This window comes from Segatella copri (assembly GCF_019249655.2).
Classification (GTDB): Bacteria; Bacteroidota; Bacteroidia; order Bacteroidales; family Bacteroidaceae; genus Prevotella.
Map to the genome: position 1 here is coordinate 3,278,350 of NZ_CP137557.1, position 24,133 is coordinate 3,302,482.

At 47.2% G+C, this 24,133-nt stretch carries 19 protein-coding genes; 9 read left to right on the forward strand and 10 right to left on the reverse strand.

Annotation, left to right across the window (positions count from 1 at the left end; genetic code table 11):
- Positions 1–113 precede the first annotated feature (113 nt).
- Complete coding sequence (gene hcp, locus KUA49_RS13480; RefSeq protein ID WP_218411538.1) at positions 114–1,757, forward strand: hydroxylamine reductase; 1,644 nt, start codon at positions 114–116, stop codon at positions 1,755–1,757.
- A gap of 119 nt (positions 1,758–1,876) precedes the next feature.
- Here the strand turns inward: hcp and KUA49_RS13485 are convergent, their stop codons facing one another.
- Positions 1,877–2,869: a PD-(D/E)XK nuclease family transposase gene (locus KUA49_RS13485; protein WP_218411537.1), complete on the reverse strand. Its 993-nt coding sequence runs from the start codon at positions 2,867–2,869 to the stop codon at positions 1,877–1,879.
- A gap of 211 nt (positions 2,870–3,080) precedes the next feature.
- On the opposite strand from KUA49_RS13485, the gene KUA49_RS13490 reads away from it, so the two are divergent.
- Entirely contained in the window at positions 3,081–3,749 is a 669-nt protein-coding gene (locus tag KUA49_RS13490) for a Crp/Fnr family transcriptional regulator (RefSeq protein WP_218411536.1), read from the forward strand.
- Between the two features lie 89 nt (positions 3,750–3,838).
- Positions 3,839–4,741: a transglutaminase-like domain-containing protein gene (locus tag KUA49_RS13495; RefSeq protein ID WP_218411535.1), complete on the forward strand. Its 903-nt coding sequence runs from the start codon at positions 3,839–3,841 to the stop codon at positions 4,739–4,741.
- Positions 4,742–4,882: 141 nt separating this feature from the next.
- Here the strand turns inward: KUA49_RS13495 and KUA49_RS13500 are convergent, their stop codons facing one another.
- From KUA49_RS13500 to KUA49_RS13520, 5 genes are all read right to left on the reverse strand, one after another.
- Entirely contained in the window at positions 4,883–5,578 is a 696-nt protein-coding gene (locus tag KUA49_RS13500; protein ID WP_218411534.1) for a tRNA 2-thiocytidine biosynthesis TtcA family protein, read from the reverse strand.
- 168 nt (positions 5,579–5,746) lie between these two features.
- Positions 5,747–7,279 (reverse strand): ribonuclease Y, encoded by a 1,533-nt coding sequence (rny, locus tag KUA49_RS13505; RefSeq protein ID WP_218411533.1) that lies wholly within the window; start codon positions 7,277–7,279, stop codon positions 5,747–5,749.
- A 39-nt stretch (positions 7,280–7,318) separates the two neighbouring features.
- On the reverse strand, positions 7,319–7,621 hold the full coding sequence (locus KUA49_RS13510; protein ID WP_203039580.1) for a cell division protein ZapA: 303 nt from the start codon (positions 7,619–7,621) through the stop codon (positions 7,319–7,321).
- Positions 7,622–7,635: 14 nt separating this feature from the next.
- Positions 7,636–7,929: a hypothetical protein gene (locus KUA49_RS13515; RefSeq protein WP_218411532.1), complete on the reverse strand. Its 294-nt coding sequence runs from the start codon at positions 7,927–7,929 to the stop codon at positions 7,636–7,638.
- Between the two features lie 90 nt (positions 7,930–8,019).
- Positions 8,020–8,670, reverse strand: a complete 651-nt coding sequence (locus KUA49_RS13520; protein ID WP_218411531.1) for a hypothetical protein — start codon at positions 8,668–8,670, stop codon at positions 8,020–8,022.
- A 255-nt stretch (positions 8,671–8,925) separates the two neighbouring features.
- Between KUA49_RS13520 and rfbA the strand changes: the two genes are divergently transcribed.
- From rfbA to KUA49_RS13535, 3 genes are all read left to right on the forward strand, one after another.
- Entirely contained in the window at positions 8,926–9,801 is an 876-nt protein-coding gene (gene rfbA / locus KUA49_RS13525; protein ID WP_218411530.1) for a glucose-1-phosphate thymidylyltransferase RfbA, read from the forward strand.
- Positions 9,802–9,858: 57 nt separating this feature from the next.
- Positions 9,859–12,390: a GumC family protein gene (locus KUA49_RS13530; RefSeq protein ID WP_218411529.1), complete on the forward strand. Its 2,532-nt coding sequence runs from the start codon at positions 9,859–9,861 to the stop codon at positions 12,388–12,390.
- A gap of 93 nt (positions 12,391–12,483) precedes the next feature.
- Positions 12,484–12,912, forward strand: a complete 429-nt coding sequence (locus KUA49_RS13535; protein ID WP_203039591.1) for a BT0820 family HAD-type phosphatase — start codon at positions 12,484–12,486, stop codon at positions 12,910–12,912.
- Between the two features lie 116 nt (positions 12,913–13,028).
- Here KUA49_RS13535 and KUA49_RS13540 read toward each other — a convergent pair whose 3' ends face one another.
- The 4 genes from KUA49_RS13540 to KUA49_RS13555 all read right to left on the reverse strand — a co-directional run bounded on the left by KUA49_RS13540 (position 13,029) and on the right by KUA49_RS13555 (position 18,698).
- Positions 13,029–15,179 carry a peptidylprolyl isomerase gene (locus KUA49_RS13540; protein ID WP_218411528.1) on the reverse strand — a complete coding sequence of 717 codons (2,151 nt, stop codon included), beginning with the start codon at positions 15,177–15,179 and terminating at the stop codon, positions 13,029–13,031.
- Positions 15,180–15,353: 174 nt separating this feature from the next.
- Complete coding sequence (locus KUA49_RS13545) at positions 15,354–16,622, reverse strand: hemolysin family protein (protein WP_203049106.1); 1,269 nt, start codon at positions 16,620–16,622, stop codon at positions 15,354–15,356.
- Positions 16,623–16,681: 59 nt separating this feature from the next.
- Positions 16,682–17,353, reverse strand: coding sequence for an LPS export ABC transporter periplasmic protein LptC (gene lptC, locus KUA49_RS13550; RefSeq protein WP_218411527.1), 672 nt, complete (start codon positions 17,351–17,353; stop codon positions 16,682–16,684).
- A gap of 49 nt (positions 17,354–17,402) precedes the next feature.
- The gene (locus tag KUA49_RS13555) at positions 17,403–18,698 is read right to left on the reverse strand and encodes a hypothetical protein (RefSeq protein WP_218411526.1); all 1,296 of its coding nucleotides are present in this window, start codon (positions 18,696–18,698) and stop codon (positions 17,403–17,405) included.
- Between the two features lie 166 nt (positions 18,699–18,864).
- Here KUA49_RS13555 and KUA49_RS13560 point away from each other — a divergent pair, with 166 nt between their 5' ends.
- The 3 genes from KUA49_RS13560 (at position 18,865) to secA (ending at position 24,044) form a co-directional block, all read left to right on the forward strand.
- Positions 18,865–20,154 carry a DUF4105 domain-containing protein gene (locus KUA49_RS13560; protein WP_318331618.1) on the forward strand — a complete coding sequence of 430 codons (1,290 nt, stop codon included), beginning with the start codon at positions 18,865–18,867 and terminating at the stop codon, positions 20,152–20,154.
- A gap of 24 nt (positions 20,155–20,178) precedes the next feature.
- Positions 20,179–20,559: a hypothetical protein gene (locus KUA49_RS13565; RefSeq protein ID WP_218411525.1), complete on the forward strand. Its 381-nt coding sequence runs from the start codon at positions 20,179–20,181 to the stop codon at positions 20,557–20,559.
- A 140-nt stretch (positions 20,560–20,699) separates the two neighbouring features.
- A complete protein-coding gene (gene secA / locus KUA49_RS13570) occupies positions 20,700–24,044 on the forward strand; it encodes a preprotein translocase subunit SecA (protein ID WP_218411524.1) in 3,345 nt (1,114 codons plus the stop codon).
- Positions 24,045–24,133 lie beyond the last annotated feature (89 nt).

Consider the following 24,133-nt stretch of genomic DNA (forward strand, 5'->3'; position numbering starts at 1 on the left):
ACAATTGTTACCGTAGGATTATTTTTTAAGCCGTAATTTTGCAGCCGGAAACCAGGAATGGCAGATTGCCGCCTGGAAGGAAACATTAAAATAACTCATTAATTTATAGCAATATGACAGAAAACAAGATGTTCTGTTTCCAGTGTCAGGAAACAGCTAAGGGTACAGGCTGTACCATCAAGGGTGTTTGCGGTAAGGAGGCTACAACTTCCAAGTGGCAGGATCTGCTGCTCAGCGTGGTTCGTGGCATAGGAACCATACAGCATAGCATAGGCAAAGAGCCGACACCAGAGGTAACCCGTTTCCTCACGGATGCACTCTTCACCACCATTACCAACGCCAACTTCAACGACCAGGATATCCTGCAAAAGGTAGATATGGGCATCGTACTGAAGAAACAGCTGCTGCAAAAGGCGGCAAGCATGAATATCCACCTACCTGCCTATCAGGAGGTAACCTGGGGTGGCGAGAAGACAGACTATGAGGCAGAGGGCGCCCGTGAATCCGTGCTCCGCCACGAGAATGCAGATATCCGCTCGCTCAAGGAACTCACCATGCTCGGTCTGAAGGGTATGGCAGCATACTACGAGCACGCAGCCCATCTGGGAGAAGAGAACAGCGAGATTATCAGCTTCATCTGCCGTGCTCTCGCCACCATCAGCAACCCTGATGCTGATATGAACACGCTGCTGGGCATGGTGCTCGAAACAGGAAAGTACGGCGTGGATGTGATGGCACTCCTCGACAAGGCCAACACCCAGGCATACGGTAATCCGGAACTCACCAGAGTGAACATCGGCACAGGCAGCAATCCGGGCATCCTCATCTCCGGTCACGACCTGAAGGATATCGAAGATCTCCTCATCCAGACCGAAGGCACGGGCATCGACGTCTATACCCATGGCGAGATGCTTCCTGCCCACTACTATCCGCAGCTCAAGAAGTACAAGCATCTGGTGGGCAACTACGGCAATGCGTGGTGGAAACAGAAGGAGGAATTCGAGAGCTTCAACGGTCCTGTTGTCTTCACCACCAACTGCATCGTTCCGCCATCGCCATCGGCAGGCTACAGGAACCGCGTCTTCACCACCAACTCTACCGGTTTCCCTGGCTGGAAGCATATCCAGGCGGGTGCCGACGGCCACAAGGACTTCTCCGAGGTGATTGCGCTTGCCAAGACCTGCCAGCCACCTAGGGAGATAGAGACAGGCGAGATCATCGGCGGTTTTGCGCATGCCCAGGTCTTTGCCCTGGCAGACAAGATAGTAGAGGCTGTGAAGAGCGGAGCCATCCGCAAGTTTGTGGTGATGAGTGGCTGCGATGGCAGAATGAAGAGCCGCAACTACTACGAGGAGTTTGCCAAGGCGCTGCCTCAGGATGTAGTGATACTCACCAGCGGCTGTGCTAAGTTCAAGTACAACAAGCTCAATCTGGGCGACATCAACGGCATTCCCCGTGTGCTGGATGCAGGTCAGTGCAACGACTCCTATTCCTGGGCGGTTGTGGCATTGAAGCTGAAGGAGATCTTTGGAGCCAGCGACATCAACGAACTTCCTATCTTCTTCAATATTGCCTGGTACGAGCAGAAGGCTGTCATCGTACTTCTTGCCCTGCTGCATCTGGGCGTAAAGAACATCCATCTGGGTCCTACGCTCCCAGCCTTCTGTTCACCAGCCGTACTGAAGGTACTGGTAGATACCTTTGGCATAGCCGGAAACGGAACGGTAGAAGAGGACATCAAAAAATATATAGGATAAGAACAGCAGCTACTGAGTTAAGGGAGAATCTGCAGCCGTTAGACAACGTCCATGCCGAGCATACAACAACAAAGGGAGATTTCCTGGCGAAATCTCCCTTTGTCTATTGCAAAAAGCAGCTATAATTTCTTGATTTCATCTAATGACAACTGGGTTGCTACTGCCACTTGCTCGGCAGACAAGCCCATTGCAAGAAGACGACGGGCTGTAGCCTTCTTCTCATCTTTGGCTCCTTCGGCACGACCTTCTTCTCGTCCTTCAGCTCGTCCTTCTTCTCGTCCTTCAGCACGTCCTTCAGCACGACCTTCAGCACGACCTTCTTCTCGACCATCGGCAAGACCTTTCTGCCAGCCATCATCATAACCCGTCTTGATAACGCTGCGCTGATAGCGCAGATTCTCCATGTGGCGGACATAATCATTCTTTTCCGCTACGGTCAACTTATCTATATCCAGGCATTTGCGGGCATCTGCCAAACCTGGGGCCTGGGCAGCCTCGCTGATCTCGCCGGTCTTGAGAAACTCGATCCATTCATCCAGATTGTTCACCGCCAGCTTATCAAAGTTGTTCACGCAGAGCAGATAATACTCCGGGAATATATCTCCGGCTTCGCGATTAGTCTTGCGTCCCTGAGGGATTTCATCACCGAAGAAGAGTTCACTCTGTCGGTTGGAGAGTTTCAGGATATCATTCGGCTGATGCAGTCCCTGGAACATCGTCTTGCCATGATATACATAATCCTTAGCCTGTCCCAATGTGAAATACACGATATTGATGGAATATACCTTGCGCACTTTGTCGTAATCATCGCCCAGACTGATATTGTCTGTGATGACCTTGGAAACTCCATAGAGCATACGGTGGAAATAGGTATGTTCCCGGGTATTCTGTATCTCGAAGATGATGAATTCTCCCTTCTCATTTTCGGCCAGGATATCCACTCTGTTGAATTTATCATTCTCGGTCTGCTGATTGCTCTCACTATCCAGGAATCTGTTGATCTTGAATTTCTCGTTCAACAGCGAACACATAAAGCCTTCCAGCACGGCATAGTTTGCCTTGTTACGAAGCAGGCGCTTCATCGCCCAGTCAAATCTGATATAATTTGCCATATTCTTCCTCCATTTATTAATTTTCAGCTGCAAAGTTACGACTTTATTTTAAGACACCAAAGTTTTTTCGTATTTTTCTTGCTTATTACCAGAACTTTAGCTAGTAAGATTCCACTCTTATAGGGCGTGCGGAGATTCTGCCTTCAAGATTCTAAATGGAGCAAACAATATATCGGAGGAAAATGCGTTATTGAATATAAAACTTAAATGTATGAAAGAATCAATATTCGTTACCTTGCAGAAATGCACGGTATTTGAGGGATTTACTCCTGAGGAAATCAGAGAGGCACTGTCGATGGTAAGCTACCGGATGGTGGAGCTTGCTGCCAGGGAAACCTATGTGCTGGCAGGAATGCCCTGCAGATATGCCGACATCATTGTCGAGGGGGAGATGATAGCCCGCATGTCGGGATTGTCGGGCAAGCAAGCTCAGATAGAGCGGTTGGGCGAATCGATGTTGATAGCCCCTGCCTATATCTTCGCACAAAATAACGAGATGCCCGTAAGCGTGGAGACAAGCAAGAAGACCACCCTCCTGCGCATGAGGCCTTCGGAACTGAAACTGCTGATAGATACCGACGAACGCATACGCTGGAACTTCATCCAGCACCTGTCAAGGATAGATATCTTCCTTTCGCAGAAAATGCGCATGCTCTCCCTTTTCTCCGTCAAGGAGAAGGTGGCGCAATACCTCATCAAGATGGCTACCGAACAGCAGAGCAGAACCATCCGACTGGATGTCAGCCGCCAGGAAATGGCGGATATCTTCGGTATCCAGAAGTTCTCGCTCCTCCGCTGCCTCTCCGAATTCGAGGAGAAGGGTGCCATCAGGATTGAGGGCAAGACCATCACCATACTCAACTCGGATGACATGAAATAAGGAGCAGGAATGAACATTGTAGACTACATCCTGGTTGCTGGGGATAACATATCCCCAGAGCATAAATGAAATAACTAATAGAATAAAAAATGAAGAAAAAAATCAAGTTGGTTGGCTGGAGCATCTTGGGAATCCTGCTCATAGCTGTAGCAACATTACTATTGGCACGCTTTGTTTTCAATAAACAAGTGGAAGCTTATCTTTGCAATTCGCTGAAGAATGAAATGGTAGAAAAATTAAAAGACGCTGGCAAATATGTACCAGATACTACGTCCTATCATTTTGCATATCAGAAAGATTCTGTCCAATCACAAAAAATCCGTGAATATTTCAAACTCGATACTGTTGTATCTTCCACAATGCCAACATGGGACAAGGCCATTTCACTGGCACGTTTTGTAGCGGAAAACATTCCTCATGCCAATCAAAAGATTAATCCTAAGAGATGTAATGCTATAGATCTCTGGAAATACACTCGATCGATAGAGCCTGCATTCAACTGTCGATTACACTCCATCCTCTTACACGAACTATTGCTGTCTGAGGGTATTGTAAACCGCTTTGTAACTTGTCATCCCGCAGATTCCGAGGATTCCGACTGCCATGTTGTTAACCTGGTGTGGCTGCCAGAATTACAGAAATGGGCTATGCTAGACTCGGATATGAATGCTTGGGCAGAAGATGAAAAAGGCACTCCACTTTCTCTTGCAGAAATGCGTGAGCGATATATTGACGGCAGAGAAATCGTTTACCGTCCTCTCTTGAATTCAGATAATGATTTTGTTTATTACAGGGCATATTGGGCAAAAAACTTATACTGGTTTGATACTTGGGAGACAACAGGCTATGGTCGCGAAGATAATAATCCTGCTTATCGAAACAATAATCGCCATATCGTGCTTGTTCCTTCTGGATTCAAAGGTTTTGAACTTCCCGACCATTCAGTACTGACAACAGATACTTCACGTTTCTGGGCAGCTCCCCAAAATTAGTAACTGCCATTTACTAGATCTACCCCAGGAACAAATACAATAGGCTTCAATGGCAAATGAAGCCTATTTCATTGTCCAACGAAAGTACTTTCATGTGCTCATGAAAGTACTTTCGTTTTTTATTGCTTTTTCTACTATATTTTATTCCATAAAGACAGAACGCCAAAGACTGTAGCGCGCTTCAGGATTCAATTGCTCCAAATGCTGGAAGACGGCTTGCATATCCGAACGGCGGGTAGTCTCTTCGTAAGGACACAACGCCTTCTGCTTAGTGAAATGCAACTCTTCTGCCACCTGACGGATATCCGCCTCATGCACCAGACAAAGGGGACGGATGATGGTGAGCGGATAATGTTTTAAAGGAAGACTGGGCTGCATGGTGGAATGAGAACCCTCGAAGGTGATATTCATCAGCAGGGTAACGAGGATATCATCCATGTGATGGCCCAAGGCTATCTTGTTAAAACCATTATTTACAGCAAACACGAAGAGCGTCTTGCGGCGGTTCCAGGCACAGAGGAAACAACGGGTCTTGCGGGGATCGGTGGATTCATCGAAAGAACTGTGCAGGATATGGAGCCGGATGCCATTCTCTGCACAGAATGCCTGGAGATAAGAACTGTCGGTCTCGTAAGGAATGTTATCCATGATGATATGCGCCGCCTCCACCTCGATATGCGGCTTATAGATGCGGGCACGCTGAGCCAAGAGGCGCACCAGTTCCAGAGAATCCTTTCCGCCGCTCAAGGCAATGAGAATCCGGTCACCATCCTCCAAAAGGTGATAATCCACGCATCCTTTATTGAATCGCTTTAAAATCTTCTGTTCTGCTTTCATCACATTATATTATATAAATGTAGCCGTACATGAATATTATATAAGGAAAAAGCCGCTGTCCCCTAGAGAACAGCGACTTTATCAAATACATTCCTCATCCTATGAAGGAGAGAAACGACAATTTAAACTTCGAATATATGAAAACGCGTTTTATCGCTTGATTCCTTCTTACTTAGCGTAAGCTACACTGCGAGTCTCACGAATCACGGTGATCTTCACCTGACCAGGATAGGTCATCTCGTTCTGAATCTTGGTAGCAATCTCGTCAGAGAGCTTGATGCTCTGCTCGTCATTCATCTTGTCGGCACCCACGATGACGCGGAGCTCACGACCTGCCTGAATAGCATAGGTCTTGGTTACGCCAGGATAGCTCATGGCAATAGCCTCAAGGTCGTTCAAACGCTTGATGTATGCCTCAACAATCTCACGGCGGGCACCCGGACGGGCACCAGAGATGGCATCACATACCTGAACGATAGGAGCCAACAGGGTGTTCATCTCCATCTCGTCGTGGTGAGCACCGATGGCATTGCAGATATCTGGCTTCTCCTTATATTTCTCGGCAATCTTGGCGCCATACAATGCGTGTGGCAACTCGCTCTCCTCATCAGGCACCTTACCGATATCATGCAACAAGCCGGCACGCTTTGCCTTCTTTGGGTTCAAGCCCAACTCCGAAGCCATCACCGCACAGAGATTAGCGGTTTCACGAGCATGCTGCAGCAGGTTCTGACCATAAGAAGAACGATACTTCATCTTACCGATGATGCGAACCAACTCAGGGTGCAAGCCATGGATACCAAGGTCGATGGCTGTACGCTTACCGGTCTCGATAATCTCGTTGTCCAACTGCTTCTTCACCTTGGCTACCACCTCCTCGATGCGGGCTGGGTGGATACGTCCGTCGGCTACGAGCTGATGGAGAGCCAGGCGGCAAACCTCACGGCGCACTGGGTCGAAGGCAGAGATAACGATAGCCTCAGGAGTATCATCTACCACGATTTCAACACCGGTAGCAGCCTCCAGGGCACGGATGTTACGACCTTCACGACCGATGATGCGACCCTTCACCTCATCATTATCAATGTGGAACACACTGACCGAGTTCTCGATGGCAGTTTCAGTAGCCACACGCTGGATAGTCTGAATAACGATTTTCTTAGCCTGCTGGTTAGCATTCATCTTGGCATCATCCATAATCTCGTTGATGTAGCTTGCCGCATCCAGGCGAGCCTGATCTTTCAGGCTCTCTACAAGTCGGTTCTTTGCCTCCTCGGCGCTCAAGCCAGAGAGTTCCTCCAGCTTTGCCTGCTCCTGCTTCTGCATTTTTTCCAGATCCTGCTGCTTCACGGCAAGGAGTTTCTTCTCGTTGTCGATGCGCTGCTGGTTCTGGTCGAGTTCCATCTTGCGGCGTCCCAGGTCTTCCTGACGCTGGTTCAGTGAGATTTCACGCTGCTTGAGTTTGTTCTCACTCTGCTGAATGCGTGAGTTGCGCTGCTGCACCTCCTTCTCCAGTTCAGCTTTTTTATTTAGGAACTTCTCTTTTACTTCGAGAAGTTTTTTCTCTTTAACTACTTCTGCCTCTTTATTGGCAGCATCAATCATTTCATTATATTTTCCCTTAATGACATAACGGAAAATGAAATACCCTGCAAACCCACCCAGAACGAGGGTGACGAGGGCTACTATTATTGTTACCATATATATATTATAATTATTAATATTCTTACCGTAGTAATCTTACTTTGCCAAGGTATCTTCTATCTCTGCAGTCAGTTTGTTCAGAATATCATTATATGGTTGGGTATCATTTTTATCTGATTCCTTCTCGTATCTCAGAGCCACGTCGATGAGTGCCATATAGAGAATCTCCTTATCGCTTTTTCTTCCCTTGAAGATTTTGGAATAGGAGTTCACGATTTCGTCAATCAACTTAGCCGATTTACGATAATACTCTTCGTCCTCTCTCGGTATTCTTACCGTGAGGTCGGTATCATATACATGTAATCTGATTTGCAATTTATCTTCCATCTGATCTGCCATAGTTTCGAATTTTATTACTGATCACTCAGTAGCGTAATACACTTATTGACATCCCGAATCAGCTTGGCGATGCGTTTCTGGGTAGCCTCCATGTCGGAGTCAGAAATCGTCATCATCTTCGCCATCTTCAAACTGTCATAATCATGCTTTGCCTGAGTCAACTTCTCCTCCAATTCCTTGATCTTGGCATCACGTTCGTCCACCATGGCATACAGCTCCGCATTCTCATGCCTGATGTCTTCAAACTTGAGAATCATCTGCCTAACCCTTGTGGCAAACGTATTGATTGTTTTCTCACTAGCACTCATGATAATTTCTTTTTGGCTACAAATTTAAGAGAATAATTTGAATAAAACAAATATTCTGCAAGTTTTTTTATATTTTTGGGATATTATTGGCTACTTTCCCATCTTTTGCTTCGCCTTTTCCACCTGTTCGTCGGATGGACGTGGCTCTTTCTTGGCCAACATCATCACCTGGAAAGCGAAGTCTGTAACCCACTGCTGGCTGAACTTGAGGTGGCTGTTGAGCTGTCGGAGCGTCACCACGGTCTTCAGGGCACTGGCATCTGAGAAGTCGTTCTTGTTGAAGATATCGTCCACGGTCTGTGCCGTCATCTTATACAGTGTATTCTTCATGAAGCTAGGCAGACGGAGCTTGAACTTCATCAGGTTGCCGATGAGCATCATGAGATCCTGGCTGAAGGCCTGGAACTGCTTGAGATAAACATTCACATCCTGCAGCTTCTGGCAGTTCTTGCGGATGCTGGAATCAATCTCCTTGAACCAGCTCTCGTCGGTGCCGTAGATGTCGTGCATCATCTTTCTTACGTGCGCCTTCTCGCCGATGCCCAGACGATTGTTGACGGTTGGCACATGGAAACTCGTCTTGAAGACACGCAACTCCGGCAGCATGGCCAGGTTGGTGATACCTAATTGTGAAGCCAATGCAGCCTGGAAATATACACTGACCAGAGTCATGTAGTCTTCCATGCCGCCCACTTTCTTATCGTCGGCTTTGCTGCCGAACAGTTTTGCAAATATACCCATTCTTTTTTCTTATTTTTCTTTAAAGTTCTAAAATGTTCTGCAAAAATACAACAAAATCGCAAAATACGCAAATTCGAGGCTTGTTTTTTTGCCTAAAGCCACATTTTTTCTATATAAAATGAAGATTTTAGGATTTTCCTTTTCCTCTTTCATATTTTTTTCGTAACTTTGCCCCGTTTTAGAGTCAGACAAAGAATTCCAATATAAAAGATATAGAGAATTTTAATAAGAACTTTTTTAAAAAAGAAAAAAGATATGAAGGGAATCGTATTAGCAGGAGGTTCCGGTACAAGACTGTATCCGATCACCAAAGGTATCAGCAAACAGCTGATTCCTATCTTCGACAAGCCGATGATATACTATCCGGTATCAGTATTGATGCTGGCTGGCATCAAGGACATTCTGATTATCTCAACCCCATTCGACTTGCCAGGCTTCAAGCGCCTGCTGGGCGACGGTAGCGAGTTGGGCGTGCACTTTGAGTATGCCGAGCAACCTTCACCAGACGGACTGGCACAGGCATTCATCATCGGAGAAAAGTTCATTGGCGATGACAATGTATGCCTCGTATTGGGCGACAACATCTTCTACGGCGCAGGCTTCACCGGTTTGCTTAAGGACAGTGTGAAAGCTACTGAAGATGGCAACGCCAGTGTTTTCGGTTACTACGTGAACGATCCGGAGCGCTATGGCGTGGCAGAATTCGACAAGGACGGCAACTGCCTGAGCATCGAAGAGAAGCCTGCACAGCCTAAGAGCAACTACGCCGTGGTAGGTCTCTACTTCTACCCTAACAGCGTGGTAGAGGTGGCTAAGCATATCAAGCCAAGTGCCCGAGGCGAACTGGAGATTACTACCGTGAACCAGCATTACCTGGCAGAGAAGACCTTGAAGGTAAGAACCCTTCAGCGTGGATTTGCATGGCTTGACACCGGTACCCACGACAGTCTTTCGGAAGCCAGCACCTTCATCGAATGTATCGAGAAGCGCCAGGGACTGAAAGTGGCTTGTCTTGAAGAAATCGCATACAAGCAGGGATGGATTGGCAAGGAGCAATTGAGGGAATTGGCCAAGCCTATGCTTAAGAACGGATACGGAAAGTATCTGATGGATTTGGTGGAAGGCAAATAAGGAAAGACTATTATCATTTGTCATCAACACATATTAGAAAAAACAACATATATTATAATGGAAGAAAACAGAAACTTAGAATTGGGAAGTGTGCAGGAAGAAGAAAAGTCTGCTATCGACTTTCAGTTGATCTATTCCACACTGATTCTGAATTGGAAATGGTTTATACTATCCATCATCGTATGCCTGGGACTGGGATACCTCTACCTGAAATGTGCGAAACCAGTGTTCCAGACCACCACTAAGGTACTCATCAAAGATGATGATCAGAACAAGCGTGGAAGCGGAATGAACAGCATGATTCAGAATGCCACCAACTTGGGTTTTATGACAAACTCAAACGGTATCGACAACGAGATTGAGATTCTGTCGGCCAACGACATGGCTCTCCAGACCGTAATCGACATGAAGCTCTACGTGAACTACTATCACAAGGGAACATTCCGTTCTTCACTGGTTTACAAGGAGCAGGAAGTCAATGTCGACATGGACATGAAGAACCTGAAGAAGCTCAACTCTCCAGTGAAGCTGAACATCGAGAAGGATGGCAACAAGTATATCGTAAAGGGTAGCTACTATGTTCCTATCGATGCATTTTCTGTAGAGAAGGACCCTGTAAAGATAGAGAAGACCATCGACCGTCTCCCTGCTACCATCAATACCCGCGTGGGTAATATCTCCTTGACTGCTAACAAGAGATTCCAGATGGAGGATGGCGATGTATTGAAGGCGATTATCGTATCACCTGAAATGGCAGCCAAAAGCTATGTGAAGAATCTGAGCGTTAGCCAGACTTCAAAGACTACCACCATCGCTGAAATCGTATTCAACGACGAGAACCCACAGCGCGGTCTCGACTATCTGCATTCCCTCGTGAAGGTTTACAACCGCCAGGCTAACCTCGACAAGAACGAGATTGCCTTCCGCACAGAGCAGTTTATCAACAGCCGATTGGAGAAAATCAACTCAGAATTGGGCAGCACCGAAGGCCAGTTGGAAAGCTACAAGAAGCGCAACAAGGTAATTGAAATGAAGCTGAACGCTACAGCTGCCATTGCCAATGCCGATACTTACACCCAGAAGCTCCAGGAGGCTAACACCCAGGTGGAATTGCTCAAGGAACTTGGCAAGTACATGAACGAGCCAGGCAACAAGTATCAGCCTATCCCTTCTAACGTAGGTTTGACCGACGAGAGTTCTACAGCCCTCATCAACGAGTACAACAAGATTGCCTTGAACCGCAACCAGCTGTTGCACTCTGCAAGCGAGAGTTCTCCTACTGTTACTCCATTGACAGCCCAGTTGGATGACCTCACCAATTCCATCAAGAGAGCGATGCGCCAGGCTAAGCTCGGCATGGAGATCCAGCGCAATAGCATTGCTGCACAGGCTGGCCAGTACAACAGTCAGCTTGGCAACTCACCTGAGCAGGAAAGAGTGCTGACACAGATCGGCCGTCAGCAGGAAGTGAAGTCTGGTCTTTACCTGATGCTCCTGGAGAAGCGTGAGGAGAACTCAATCTCTCTGGCTGCTACAGCAGACAAGGGTAAGATTATCGATGCACCATCACTTGTAGATCAGACAAGCCCTAAGAAACCTATCATCAAGCTCATCGCATTGGTACTCGGTTTGGCTATCCCTGCAGGTATCCTCTTCCTGATTGAGTTCTTCAAGTATAAGATTGAAGGTCATGAGGACGTTATCAAGCTGACTCAGGTTCCTGTAATCGCCGATATTCCTGTGGCTAGCGACGCTGCCAAGAAGGAAGGAAAGGCAGATATCGTGGTTCACCAGAACGTGAACAACCTGATGGAGGAAATCTTCCGTGGTCTTCGTACCAACATCCAGTTTATGCTGAAGGAAGGCGAGAAGGTGATGATGTTCACCTCGTCTACTTCGGGTGAAGGAAAGACATTCGTGGCTTCCAATATCGGTATCTCCCTCGCCCTGCTGGGCAAGAAGGTAGTGATGGTAGGTCTGGATATCCGTAAGCCTCGTCTGGCTGAGCTGTTCCAGATTGACAACCACCACAATGGTATCACAAACCTGATTATTCACGACCATAACTCATGGGAAGATATCCTGAAGCAGATTCTTCCATCGGGTGTCAACAAGAACCTCGACCTCTTGATGGCGGGTCCTGTTCCTCCTAACCCAGGTGAGTTGGTAACAAGAGCTAGTCTTGACGACATCATCAACCAGTTGAAAGAACATTACGACTACGTAATCCTCGATACAGCTCCTGTGGGTCTGGTAAATGATAGTTTGCAGCTCGGTCGTCTGGCTGACCTCTGTGTATATGTTTGCCGTGCCGACTATACTCCAAAGGCAAGCTTCGGCATGATCAACGGATTGAGCACAGAGAAGAAATTGCCTAACATGTGCCTCGTACTCAACGGCGTTGACCTCTCTAAGAAGAAGCATAGCTTCTATTACGGAGTGGGCAAATACGGAAAGTATGGCAAGTACGGCAACTATGGCAGCTATGGTTCATACGGCAAGTATGGCTCTTACGGACAGTTTGGTAGCTATGGCAACTATAGCAACAGCCATTACGGCAATGCAGACGATACAAGTATCAAGAAGTAAATACAGACAAATATTCAAACAAACAAGAGAGTCTTTCTATTTTTATAGGAAGACTCTTTTAGATTCAATCAATTATAAATAAAGAAACAAGAAATGGCAACAATAGCAGTAGATTTCGATGGTACTATCGTTACCCATGAGTACCCAAAGATTGGTACAGAGCTACCATTCGCCACAGAAACCTTAAAAATGTTGATTAAAGACCACCACAAGCTGATTCTCTGGAGCGTACGCGAAGGCAAGCTTCTGGATGAGGCAGTGGAATGGTGCAGAGAGCGCGGAGTAGAGTTCTGGGCAGTAAACAAGGATTATCCGGAGGAAAGTCTGGAGAACAATAACCACTTCTCACGTAAGCTGAAAGCCGACTGGTTTATCGACGACCGCGGCATCGGCGGTTTACCAGACTGGGGAGAGATTTACCAGATTATCAGCCACCACACCAGCTATCGCAGAATACTGAAGCAGAAATATGGTGAGGTACAGGAAGCTCCTAAGAAGAAACATTGGTGGAGCCGCGGATAAAGCTGTTACCCCAAAAGATATCCTATAGCAGATACGATAAAAAATAAACCAATAAAAAAGGTGTATTGCTCAATGGCAATACACCTTTTTTATTGTGCTTAATTTGAATATTCTGATTAGAAGAACAGGTAGCGGTTGTCCACTACGTGAGCCTTCTGATAAAGCTCGTTCATGAAGTTACCAGCATACTGCATAACCTTCTGGCGGCACTTCTGCTCGTAAGCCTTCTCATCGAACTTAACAGGACGATTGGTCTTGTTAGTAACCTGGAAGAGATAAACACCAGCGTTACCCTTTACTGCGTGAGCAGCGAAAGCACCCTTCTTGGTGGCAGAAACTGCACCAGAGAGAGCAGGCTCGCTAGCACCAGTAGCAGCGATGAAAGTAGGAGCAGCGAAAGTAATCTGATTAACAGAAGAAACCTTACCACCCTTAGCCTTAGCAGCAGCAATGCTCTTCACACCAGCCACCTTAGCCATAATCTGCTCAGCCTTCTTATCCTTGATAACCTCAGCCTTTACCATTTCCTTTACCTGAGGATCGCTCAAGTCGCGGAAACCGATGCGATGAATCTTATCCAAAACAACTATCAACAGGTGGTTGTTATCACCACACTCGTACATTGGAGAAACCTCACCCTCCTTGCTATCGAAGATCCACTTCAAAGCGTCACGGGTAGAATGGATGTTAGCAACATAGTGAGTAGCTGTAGTTACATCCTTCAACTCCTGTACACGATAACCATTCTTCTCAGCATTCTTCAAGAGATCCTCTGCCTTAGGATTAGCACTAACGAAGCTAGAGAACTTGTTGTAAGCTGTGCGATAGGTATCGTTAGAGAACTGAACCTCCTTCTTGATAACTGCAGCCACATACTTATCAACCATAGCCTTGCGGTCGCAAACCTGGAGGATGACATAACCCTGACCCAACTGAATCTGGTTCAATGCATTCACTGAAGCAGTGTTCAATGTGTTAATGAAGGTCTTGTTGTCCTTATCCATGGTCTGAGCATACTCATACTGCTTGGTTGTCATCCAGGCCTTCTCACCTGTCTGACCATACTTCTTAGCGATAGCCTCGAAGTCTGCACCAGCAGCGAGAGCACCATGGATAGAGTCTGCCTTTGTCTTAGCCTCAGCCTGTGAAGCGGCAGCCACCTGGATTACACGATACTGGATAGAGTCTGGCAACTGCTGCTTGCTGATCAACTTCACGATGTTCAATGTATTATCAGCAGCATTCAGCTTCACTGCAGAAGTAGAGCCTACAGCCAAAGAATCGATGTCGGCAGCGATGTCGCGTGGGAAAGCATCCTTGCTAACTGGGATACCCAAGTAAGCTACAGAAGAAGCTGACTTGCGAACGAGCTCTGAAGGGTCAGCAGCCTCAGCAAGCTGAGTCTTGTAACCGGCGAACTCCTTGTTGATGGCAGCACGGTCTGCCTGAGAAGCCTTCACCTCAATATCAACATACTTGATGTCGCGACTCTCAACAGGCTGCTTGAAGCGAGCCTTGAGTTCATCATACTTAGCCTTTAAGTCACTCTCCTCAACCTTCACCTTGTCGTCCTGGATATCAGAGTAAGGGAAAGCAGCCAACTGAATCTGGCTCTCCTCGTTCTCCTCCTTGAATGCCATCTTAGCCTCAACAGGGTTAGAGATGAAGCAGTGAGCCAAGAGAGACTGATACTTCTGAGCCAATGTCTGCTGGCGAAGAGTCTTCTCGATGAATGACCAGTAGTTGAAAATCTTGTTATACTGATCCAACATCTGAGGGTTAGCAGATGGGTTAGCCTTCTGGGCCTTGTAGTCTGCCAGGAACTTCTGCAATGCAGAAGCATCGAAGCGGCCAGTCTGCTGGTTTACGAAAGGAGTCTGCTGAAGCATTGGGTTAGTACCTGTCTTCAAGATATCCTGAAGTTCTGCGTCGGTAACTGTAAGTCCCAACTTGCCAGCTTCCTCAGCGATGATGGCGTTCTGCACGTATGTATTCCATACCATGTCTTTCACCTGATTCATCTGCTCCTCAGGAAGATTCTCCTGACCTTGTTGCATTTTAATAACCTCTGTGTACTCATCAACGAGCTTCTGGAAATCCTGCACGCTGATTTTCTCGCCATAAACCTCACCAATCTGCTGGCGCTCATTGTTCTTTGCAGAATCGCAAGAGCGGAAAGCTTCCTCGGCAATGAAGGCGAAAAGGCCGAAACTGATGATACAAACCAGTATCACGCCTCTTTTTCTAATTGTTCCTAATGCTGCCATTACGTTTTAATTATTATTATTATTTTATTTTTTCCATGTTTGAATATAGCTACTTTTGCAGCGAGTAGCCAATTGACTGCAAAAATACAAAAATAATACGAGAAAAGGGAATTTTTCCGTATCTTTTTTGGCTATAAGCCTAAAAAAGCCGAAAAATTCCCTTTTTTCATCCAACTATTTGATGATGTGGAGTTTCACAAGCTCTATCTTTCGAGATGTTGACTTGATTATCTTGAACTCAAAGTTGTTAATTTTAATCACTTCGTTAAGCTTTGGGAAACTCTGATATTCATGCAGAATCAAGCCACCCAAAGTCATATACTCATCGCTCTCAGGAAGATCCAGATCAAACATATCGTTTATCTTATCTATCTCTAATCGGGCCGACAAGAGGTAATCACCATCATCGGTCTTCTTTGCCACATACTTAGCCGAATCGTGCTCGTCCTCGATGTCGCCAAAGATCTCTTCCACAATATCTTCGAGACTTACCAAACCGCTGGTTCCGCCAAACTCATCCACCACGACACCCAGCGACTTCTTCTGCTGCAGGAAGGTCTGCATCAGTTTCTGAGCCTGCATGGTTTCCGGTACGAAAGGCATGGTGCGGATATGATCCTGCCATCTCTTCGGATTATGGAAAAGTTCAGAACTGTGGATGTATCCCACAATGTGGTCGATATCCTCTTCATAAACGATAATCTTGGAATTACCGCTCTCGATGAATTTCTGGCGCAGTTCCTCCAAGGATGTCTCCATCTCCACCGCCTGTATCTCGGTTCTAGGAACCATACAGTCGCGAACCTTGGTATCAGAAAAATCCAAGGCATTCTGGAAAATCTTCACCTCATCGTTAATCTCGTCATCATTGGTGGCATTATCGATGCTCGACTGCACCAGATAATCCAAATCCACCTTCGAGAATCCTTCATCTCCCTCTTCGCTCTCCATCTTCATACCTAGCAAACGGAGCAGACACTTGCTCAGAAAAGTACTGAACTTGCTGATAGGCCACAAGATGACATAGCACAGATACGCTATCGGGCTAAAGATGGTCAACAGTCGGTTAGGGTTCGCCTTGAACAGCGTCTTAGGCAAGAACTCGCCGGTGAACAACACGATGAGCGTAGACAGGATGGTATCGGCAGTCACCCTACCCCCATCATCCAACCCCGCAAAAAGGGTATTATCAAACAAACGGGCAAAGAGGATACCATATACTACGAGGGCGATGTTGTTGCCCACCAGCATGGTACTCACGAATCCGTTCGGATGATTATAAAACCGCGACAAGAGTCGCTGGCAAAGTCCGTTCTTCTCCTTATCCATCTCCGCCAACATACGGTTGGAGGAAACGAAGGCTATCTCCATTCCGCTGAAGAATGCAGAGAACACCATCGTGACCAGGATGCCGACAATCAGACTTATATCAACTTCTTCCATGATAATTAATCAATTAGAAATCAGAATATTATCTATAAACAAACAGACGACCACCCCTATCAGTGCATGATAGGGATAGTCGTATTAGCTCTTTGAGGAGTAGCCTGCTGACGGATTGGCGCAGCCGTAGAATCGGAAGAAGATGCAGAAGATGCACCACCCTCGCTACTGCCACCACCAAAGTCTTCCTTCACGAAACTACCCTTGGTATTACTTACAAAATAACGGGTCATCTTCTCGTCACTCCAGAAATAAGAACCCTGAAGGGTACGCTCTGGTGTAACAAGTTTACTGAACACGTTGCTGGAAAGTTCGTGCTTGTTCTCATCCCAAGTAAGCTGTTCGCTGGTGAAGCGAAGGCCATCCTTGGTCAGAATGCGCACGCGTCCATACAACTTCCAGACCCGCTGCTGGTCAAAGTAATAGGCTGTATCACACTGGATATAGCTATTGATATGGAACTTCTCGTCAAACTGTTCGAGCAACATACCCTTATCGAAAATCCATCTGGACGGATTGCGGTTGGTATTCACCTCCCAGCGTTCCGTCACGATGCGATATTTAATGACTCCGGAATCGCTGATGAGCGTATTCACACCATAGGAAGTCATCATAGCCACCGAGTCCTTGGCATAAATAGCAGGCGCAGTATGCTCTACCGGATCCTGGCAAGCCGCCAAGACCAAGGACAGGAAGATGCCTATTACTATGAAATTTTTAATCTTATACATTATTATATATATAGGAGACTGCAGAATCCTCTCTATCTGGAGAGAAAGATTACTGCATCTTCCACTTCTTAAACCAATCCTCGTTGAATGTGAAACCAATGTTGATGCGGAAAGAATTCTCCTTGATGAGATCCTTGGCAGAACTCTTCACCCACTGACCACTGATGTTGAGCTGCGAACGGTTGTTGTAGCCGTTCATGATAGGAATACCGAAACCGGCGCTCACAGAAATCTCCTTCGGTCCATCCACACCATTCACCTTATAATAAGGAGTAGCATAGCTTACACCGGCACGATAGTGAACACGCTTCAGGAAAGAAGCACGACCATTCTCGGCATAACAATACTGGAAACCGAGGTTGAACTTGCTGCGGTCCATATAAACGCCATCGCGCAAGGCCCAAGGCTCATTGTTCTTGGCATCGTAGGTAGGATAACCCAGGCTCCCCCACTTCTGCAAGGTATAGTCAAAGCCCACCTTCCACTGGTGATTGTGATTCCACATCAAACCGGCACCCATCATGGTTGGCAACTCATACGCATTGTTGATGCTGAATGCCAAGGTATCAGAAGTACTGGTCTGCGCATTGGAAGAGATGATGTTCATATCGGCATCGGCATGCAGATTATGACCTGGCGTATAGGTCAAACCCAATGTCAACTCATCTTTCTTGGTAATCTGATGGGTATATTGAATACCCAAATCCAGCTTATAGTTATGAACACTGGTGCCATAAGTGCGATAGAGCGACTTATAATAGCTGTTGCTATAAGCGTTCTGCACCGTCTTGTTGATGCTACCCCAGAGATAACCGATGTTGGCACCCACAGCCAAGCCCTTGACAGGCGACCAGCCCGCACCCAGATAAACCTGATGCAAGCCACCCTCACCGCTATAGGTATTGCTATAGGTTACATCCTTATCTTCCTTGTTCACATAACCACTGGTAGAATAATCATAGCCCACATTGGTAAAAGGGATGATACCGAAACTCATGCCCACATGACGCAGCAGGCGGAATCCACCTACCACATACTCAAGATTAGAGTTATTGGCATTCTTCTTCACACCATTCTCGTTGAAGTTGGTAACCTGACCCGAAATGCCAGCATCCAGGATGAACGTCATGGAGTCGATGGCAGAGTAGGAAGCAGGGTTGAGGTAGTTCACCTGGTTGTGCTCATGAAAACCAAGACCCACACCATTCATACCACGATTGAAGCCCGAAGTCTGGTCAGACAATACGCCTAAACCATACTGGCTGTATGGAGAATTAGTACCACTTTGGGCATTAACCATAAGAGTTGAACCCAACATAAGGGCTGCTAAGATAATCTTTCTCATTTATATATAAATCAGTAAAAAATACATTCAGAGTGCAAAAGTATTAAAAAAAATCTAGAAAAAAGAAGGATAATTGAAAATAATAAGTTATTTTTGCATCGTGAAACGTTTTAAGCATATATTTCGGGTCATTTTAGCAGTTATTTTAACCAATTTAACTACTATTGTGACAGCACAGGATTTTTCAGGCTACAATGCTCCTGATATTTCTGTGCAGAACAGTCGTGTCAATGAGGAAGCCACCGCATGGCTCGACTCTGTGGATATTTCGCTCCTTACTTGCGGACCAGGTGAGGAGGTGTGGTCGTACTATGGGCATTCGGCTCTGCGCATCCAGGACAAGGCGCATGGCAGCGACGTGGCCGTGAACTGGGGCATGTTCAGCTTCAGGCAAGGCTATTTCATCCTCCGCTTCGTCTTCGGACTCACCGATTACCAGATTGGCATCTATCCGATGACCGATTTCATGGCAGAGTACAGTGCCGAGGGAAGATGGGTGCGCCAGCAGCGCCTCCATCTGTCGAGAGAGGAGAAACTGAAGGTGCTACATGCCATCGAAGAGAATGCACAGCCGGAAAACCGTACCTACCGCTACAATTTCTTCTTCGACAACTGTACCACCCGTGCCCGCGAAATGGTGATTACCAACATCGGTTACTGCAACACCAACTTCAAGGACACCGATGCACAGTCAACTTACCGCGAGGAAATCCATAAGCTCAACGGCAACCACCGCTGGGCAAGATTCGGCAACGACCTGCTGCTGGGCTACCTGTCAGACAGAGACCTCACCCAGCGCGAATGGGAGTTCCTGCCAGATAATCTGAGCAAAGACTTCGCCACCGAAGGAAGAAAAGACTTCATCAACGACACGGCGGGCAATGCAGAGGTGAACCACCTCATCAGAAAAGACGGATACCTCATGCTGGTGGATTCCACCTGCTATCTGATACCTCCTACCCAGAAAGTGGCAGAAGCAGAAGTCATCACCCCTACCCTGGTATTCATCACGCTGGCGGTCATCATCATCGCACTCAGCGTTTTCGAATGGAAAAGAAAGAAGAACTTCTGGGTGCTGGATGCCTTCCTGCTCATTCTTACCGGATTGCCGGGACTCATCCTCTTTGCCATGCTGTTCTCTCAGCACCCTACCGTGCAGGTGAACTTCCAGATGCTGATATTGAACCCATTCAACCTCATCTTCGTATGGAAGACCATCCAGAAGATGCGCCAGGGGAAGCTCTATTGGTATTATGAAGTATGGGGAATCTGCCTTGTCGTGTCACTTTTCATGCAGATATGGCAGACCTACGCAGAGGGCATGGTAACTTTGGCACTCTCTTTGCTCGTAAGATACGCATTCAAGTCAACCATGCTGGACTTAAGTGCCAATAACTTGAAGATACAGCATCGTATCATCACGAAATTCAGAAAGAAGAAAAAGAATCAAGAATAAGATTAATAAATAAAGAATAAGATAATGTTAGTAAACAGATATATCACAGCCCTTTTGGTTGTCCTGGCGGCAACCGGCATGGAGGCGCAGACTTATCAGCAGGCGCTGAAGTTTGCGCTCACGGATATATCCTACGATGAATTCATCCAGCAACCGGAGGCGAAGGCATTGGAGGAGGACATCCTCTATGTCCTGAAGGTAATCAAGCAAGCCGCCGAGGATGAAAGCATCGCAGAGCGCCACCATTATCTCCAGTCGGCTACCCTTCCAGCCATCCAGACTGACATTCTGACAGAATCACATCCACATATTTGTTTTTATCCCGTGGTGGCGCATAAGTACAAGGCACCATACGGGAGCATTGTTATTCGAGGTCCTAATTGCCGACAAATGCGCCTTTTGTAAGCATTTCCCCAAAGAAATGCGGCAGGAAAAGGCATTTATTGGCAAAACATTGCAGATTTACAGATATTTTTTGTATTTTTGCAAAATATTTAAGATTAGACAACATTACATCGAATAATAATAAAAAAATAAATATAACAATGAACTTCAACAAAATTCTTCAGTCATTGTTTGGCAACAAGTCAACTCGCGATATGAAGTTGATCCAGCCAATCGTAGAGAAAGTCAAGGCAGAATATCCTAAGATGAATGCCTTGAGCAATGACGAACTCCGTGCAAAAACAAAGGAAATCCAGAAGTACGTACAAGAGTACGCTAAAGAGGAAAAGGCTAAGATTGCCGAACTCAAGGCTAAGATCGAGGACACTCCTATCGATGAGCGTGAAGGTATCTTCAACCAGATTGACAAGTTGGAGCAGGAAGCTCTCGACAAGTATGAAATCGCCCTCAACGAGGTGTTGCCTCAGGTGTTCGCTATCGTTAAGGATACAGCCCGCCGTTTCGCTGAGAACGAGGAGACTGTAGTTACAGCCACCGACTTCGACCGCGAGTTGGCTTCTGATCCAAAGAACGATTTCGTTACCATCGATGGCGACAAGGCTATCTATCACAATCACTGGACAGCCGGCGGCAACGATATGAAGTGGGAAATGATCCACTACGACGTCCAGCTCTTCGGTGGTGTCGTTCTGCATCAGGGTAAGATTGCCGAGATGGCTACCGGTGAGGGTAAGACCCTCGTAGGTACAACTCCTATCTTCCTGAACGCACTGACTGGCAATGGTGTTCACGTCGTAACCGTGAACGACTATCTGGCAAAGCGTGACTCAGAGTGGATGGGTCCTCTCTATATGTTCCACGGTCTCTCAGTAGATTGCATCGACAAGCATCGTCCTAACTCTGATGCACGTCGCAAGGCATACATGGCAGATATCACCTTCGGTACCAACAACGAGTTCGGTTTCGACTACTTGCGTGATAACATGGCTACCAACCCTAGCGACCTGGTACAGCGCCAGCACAACTACGCCATCGTCGATGAGGTTGACTCCGTGTTGATTGATGATGCCCGTACACCATTGATTATCTCTGGTCCTATTCCAAAGGGCGACGACCAGATGTTCGAGCAGTACCAGCCATTGGTAGAGAAGCTCTACGAGGTACAGCGTAAGCAGGCCACCGAGTTGCTCGCCGAGGCTAAGCAGAAGATTACTGAGGGTACAAAGAACAAGAACCAGCAGATGCTTGAGGAAGGTTTCCTCTCTCTCTACCGTTCATACAAGGCGCTGCCTAAGAACAAGCCATTGATCAAGTACCTCTCTGAGGAAGGTATCAAGGCTGGTCTGTTGAAGACCGAGGAGTTCTACATGGCCAACAACAACCGTGAGATGCCTAAGGCAGTTGAGCCTCTGTACTTCGTAGTAGATGAGAAGTTGAACTCAGCCGACCTGACCGATAAGGGTACAGAGTGGTTGGCTAAGCAGGTGAACGATAAGAAACTCTTCGTGTTGCCTGATATCACAACAGAAATGAGTGCCCTGGAGGCCCGTACCGACATTACAGACCAGGAGCGTCTGGATATGAAGGACGAGATGCTGGCTTACTATGGCGTACAGAGCGAGCGTGTTCACACCTTGCAGCAGCTCTTGAAGGCTTACACCATGTTTAATAAGGACGATGAGTATGTTGTCATGGACGGTCAGGTGAAGATCGTGGATGAGCAGACAGGTCGTATCATGGAGGGTCGCCGCTGGAGCGATGGCTTGCACCAGGCTGTTGAGGCTAAGGAGCATGTAAAGGTGGAGGCTGCTACCCAGACCTTTGCTACCATCACACTGCAGAACTACTTCCGTATGTATCACAAGCTCGCCGGTATGACCGGTACAGCAAGCACAGAGGCAGGTGAGTTCTGGGACATCTACAAACTGGATGTAGTGGAGATTCCTACCAACCGTCCTATCCTGCGTAAGGACTTGGATGACCGTGTATACAAGACAGCCCGCGAGAAGTATCGTGCCGTTATCGACGAAATCGAGGAGACACGTAATGCAGGCCGCCCAGTATTGGTAGGTACCACATCTGTAGAGATTTCTGAGTTGTTGAGCAAGATGTTGAAGATGCGCAACATTCCTCATAATGTATTGAATGCCAAGCTGCACCAGCAGGAGGCTCAGATTGTAGCCGAGGCAGGTCGCTCAGTAAATGGCAAGGGTGCCGTAACCATCGCTACCAACATGGCAGGTCGTGGTACCGATATCAAGCTGACTCCTGAGGTGAAGGCTGCAGGTGGTCTCGCCATCATCGGTACAGAGCGTCATGAGAGCCGTCGTGTTGACCGTCAGCTCCGTGGTCGTGCCGGTCGTCAGGGTGACCCAGGTTCTTCAGTATTCTACGTATCATTGGAGGATAAGCTGATGCGTCTGTTCGCTTCAGAGCGTATCGCCAAGGTAATGGACCGTCTCGGTTTCGAGGATGGTGAGCGTATCGAAAGCCCAATGATCAGCAAGAGCATCGAGCGTGCCCAGCGCAAGGTAGAGGAGAACAACTTCGGTATCCGTAAGCACCTCCTGGAGTATGATGACGTGATGAACCGTCAGCGTACCGTTATCTACGAGAAGCGTCGCCACGCCCTGATGGGTGAGCGTATCGGCATGGATATCGCCAACATCATCTGGGACCGCGTATTGAATATCGTCAACAACAACGACTTCACAGGTGCCAAGGAAGAGTTCCTGAAGGTGCTCGCCATGGAGATTCCATTCAACGAGGATGAGTACGAGAACGGCAGACGTGAGGATTTGGCTGAGCGTGCCTTCCAGGAGGCTATGGCTGCCTTCAAGCGCAAGACCGACCGCATCCAGGCTACAGCCATGCCTATCATCAAGCAGGTATATGAGAACCAGGGTGCTATGTACGAGCGCATCATGGTGCCTATCACCGACGGCAAGCGCATGTACAACATTGCATGCAACCTGAAGGAGGCTTACGATAGCGAGGCTAAGAGCGTAGTGAAGGAATTCGAGAAGAACGTTGTTCTCCAGATGATCGATGACGACTGGAAGGAGAACCTCCGCAAGCTCGACGAACTTCGTCACTCTGTACAGAACGCCAGCTACGAGCAGAAGGATCCATTGTTGATCTTCAAGCTGGAGAGTGCCAAGATCTGGGATGGTATGATCAACGACATGTACGACCGTATCGCCAGCATCCTGATGCGTGGTCAGATTCCAGTAATGGAGCAGGAGCAGCCTGTACAGGAGGCAGCACCAGAGCAGCACACCCAGCAGAACTACGTAGAGAGCAAGGTTGACCTTGATGCCGAGCGTGCAGCTCAGGAGGCAGCAGCCAACCAGGATACCCGCGAGAACGCCGAGGTAAACCGCACTCCATACCGCGCCGAGCGCATGCCTCGTCCTAACGATCCATGTCCATGCGGCAGCGGCAAAAAGTTCAAGAACTGCCACGGCAGAAACTTGCAGGCATAAAAGATGACTCACAATAAATAATGATAAGAATACCTAGATTTGATGATACTCTCATCATTTCTAGGTATTTTTTTTATAAATAACATCAT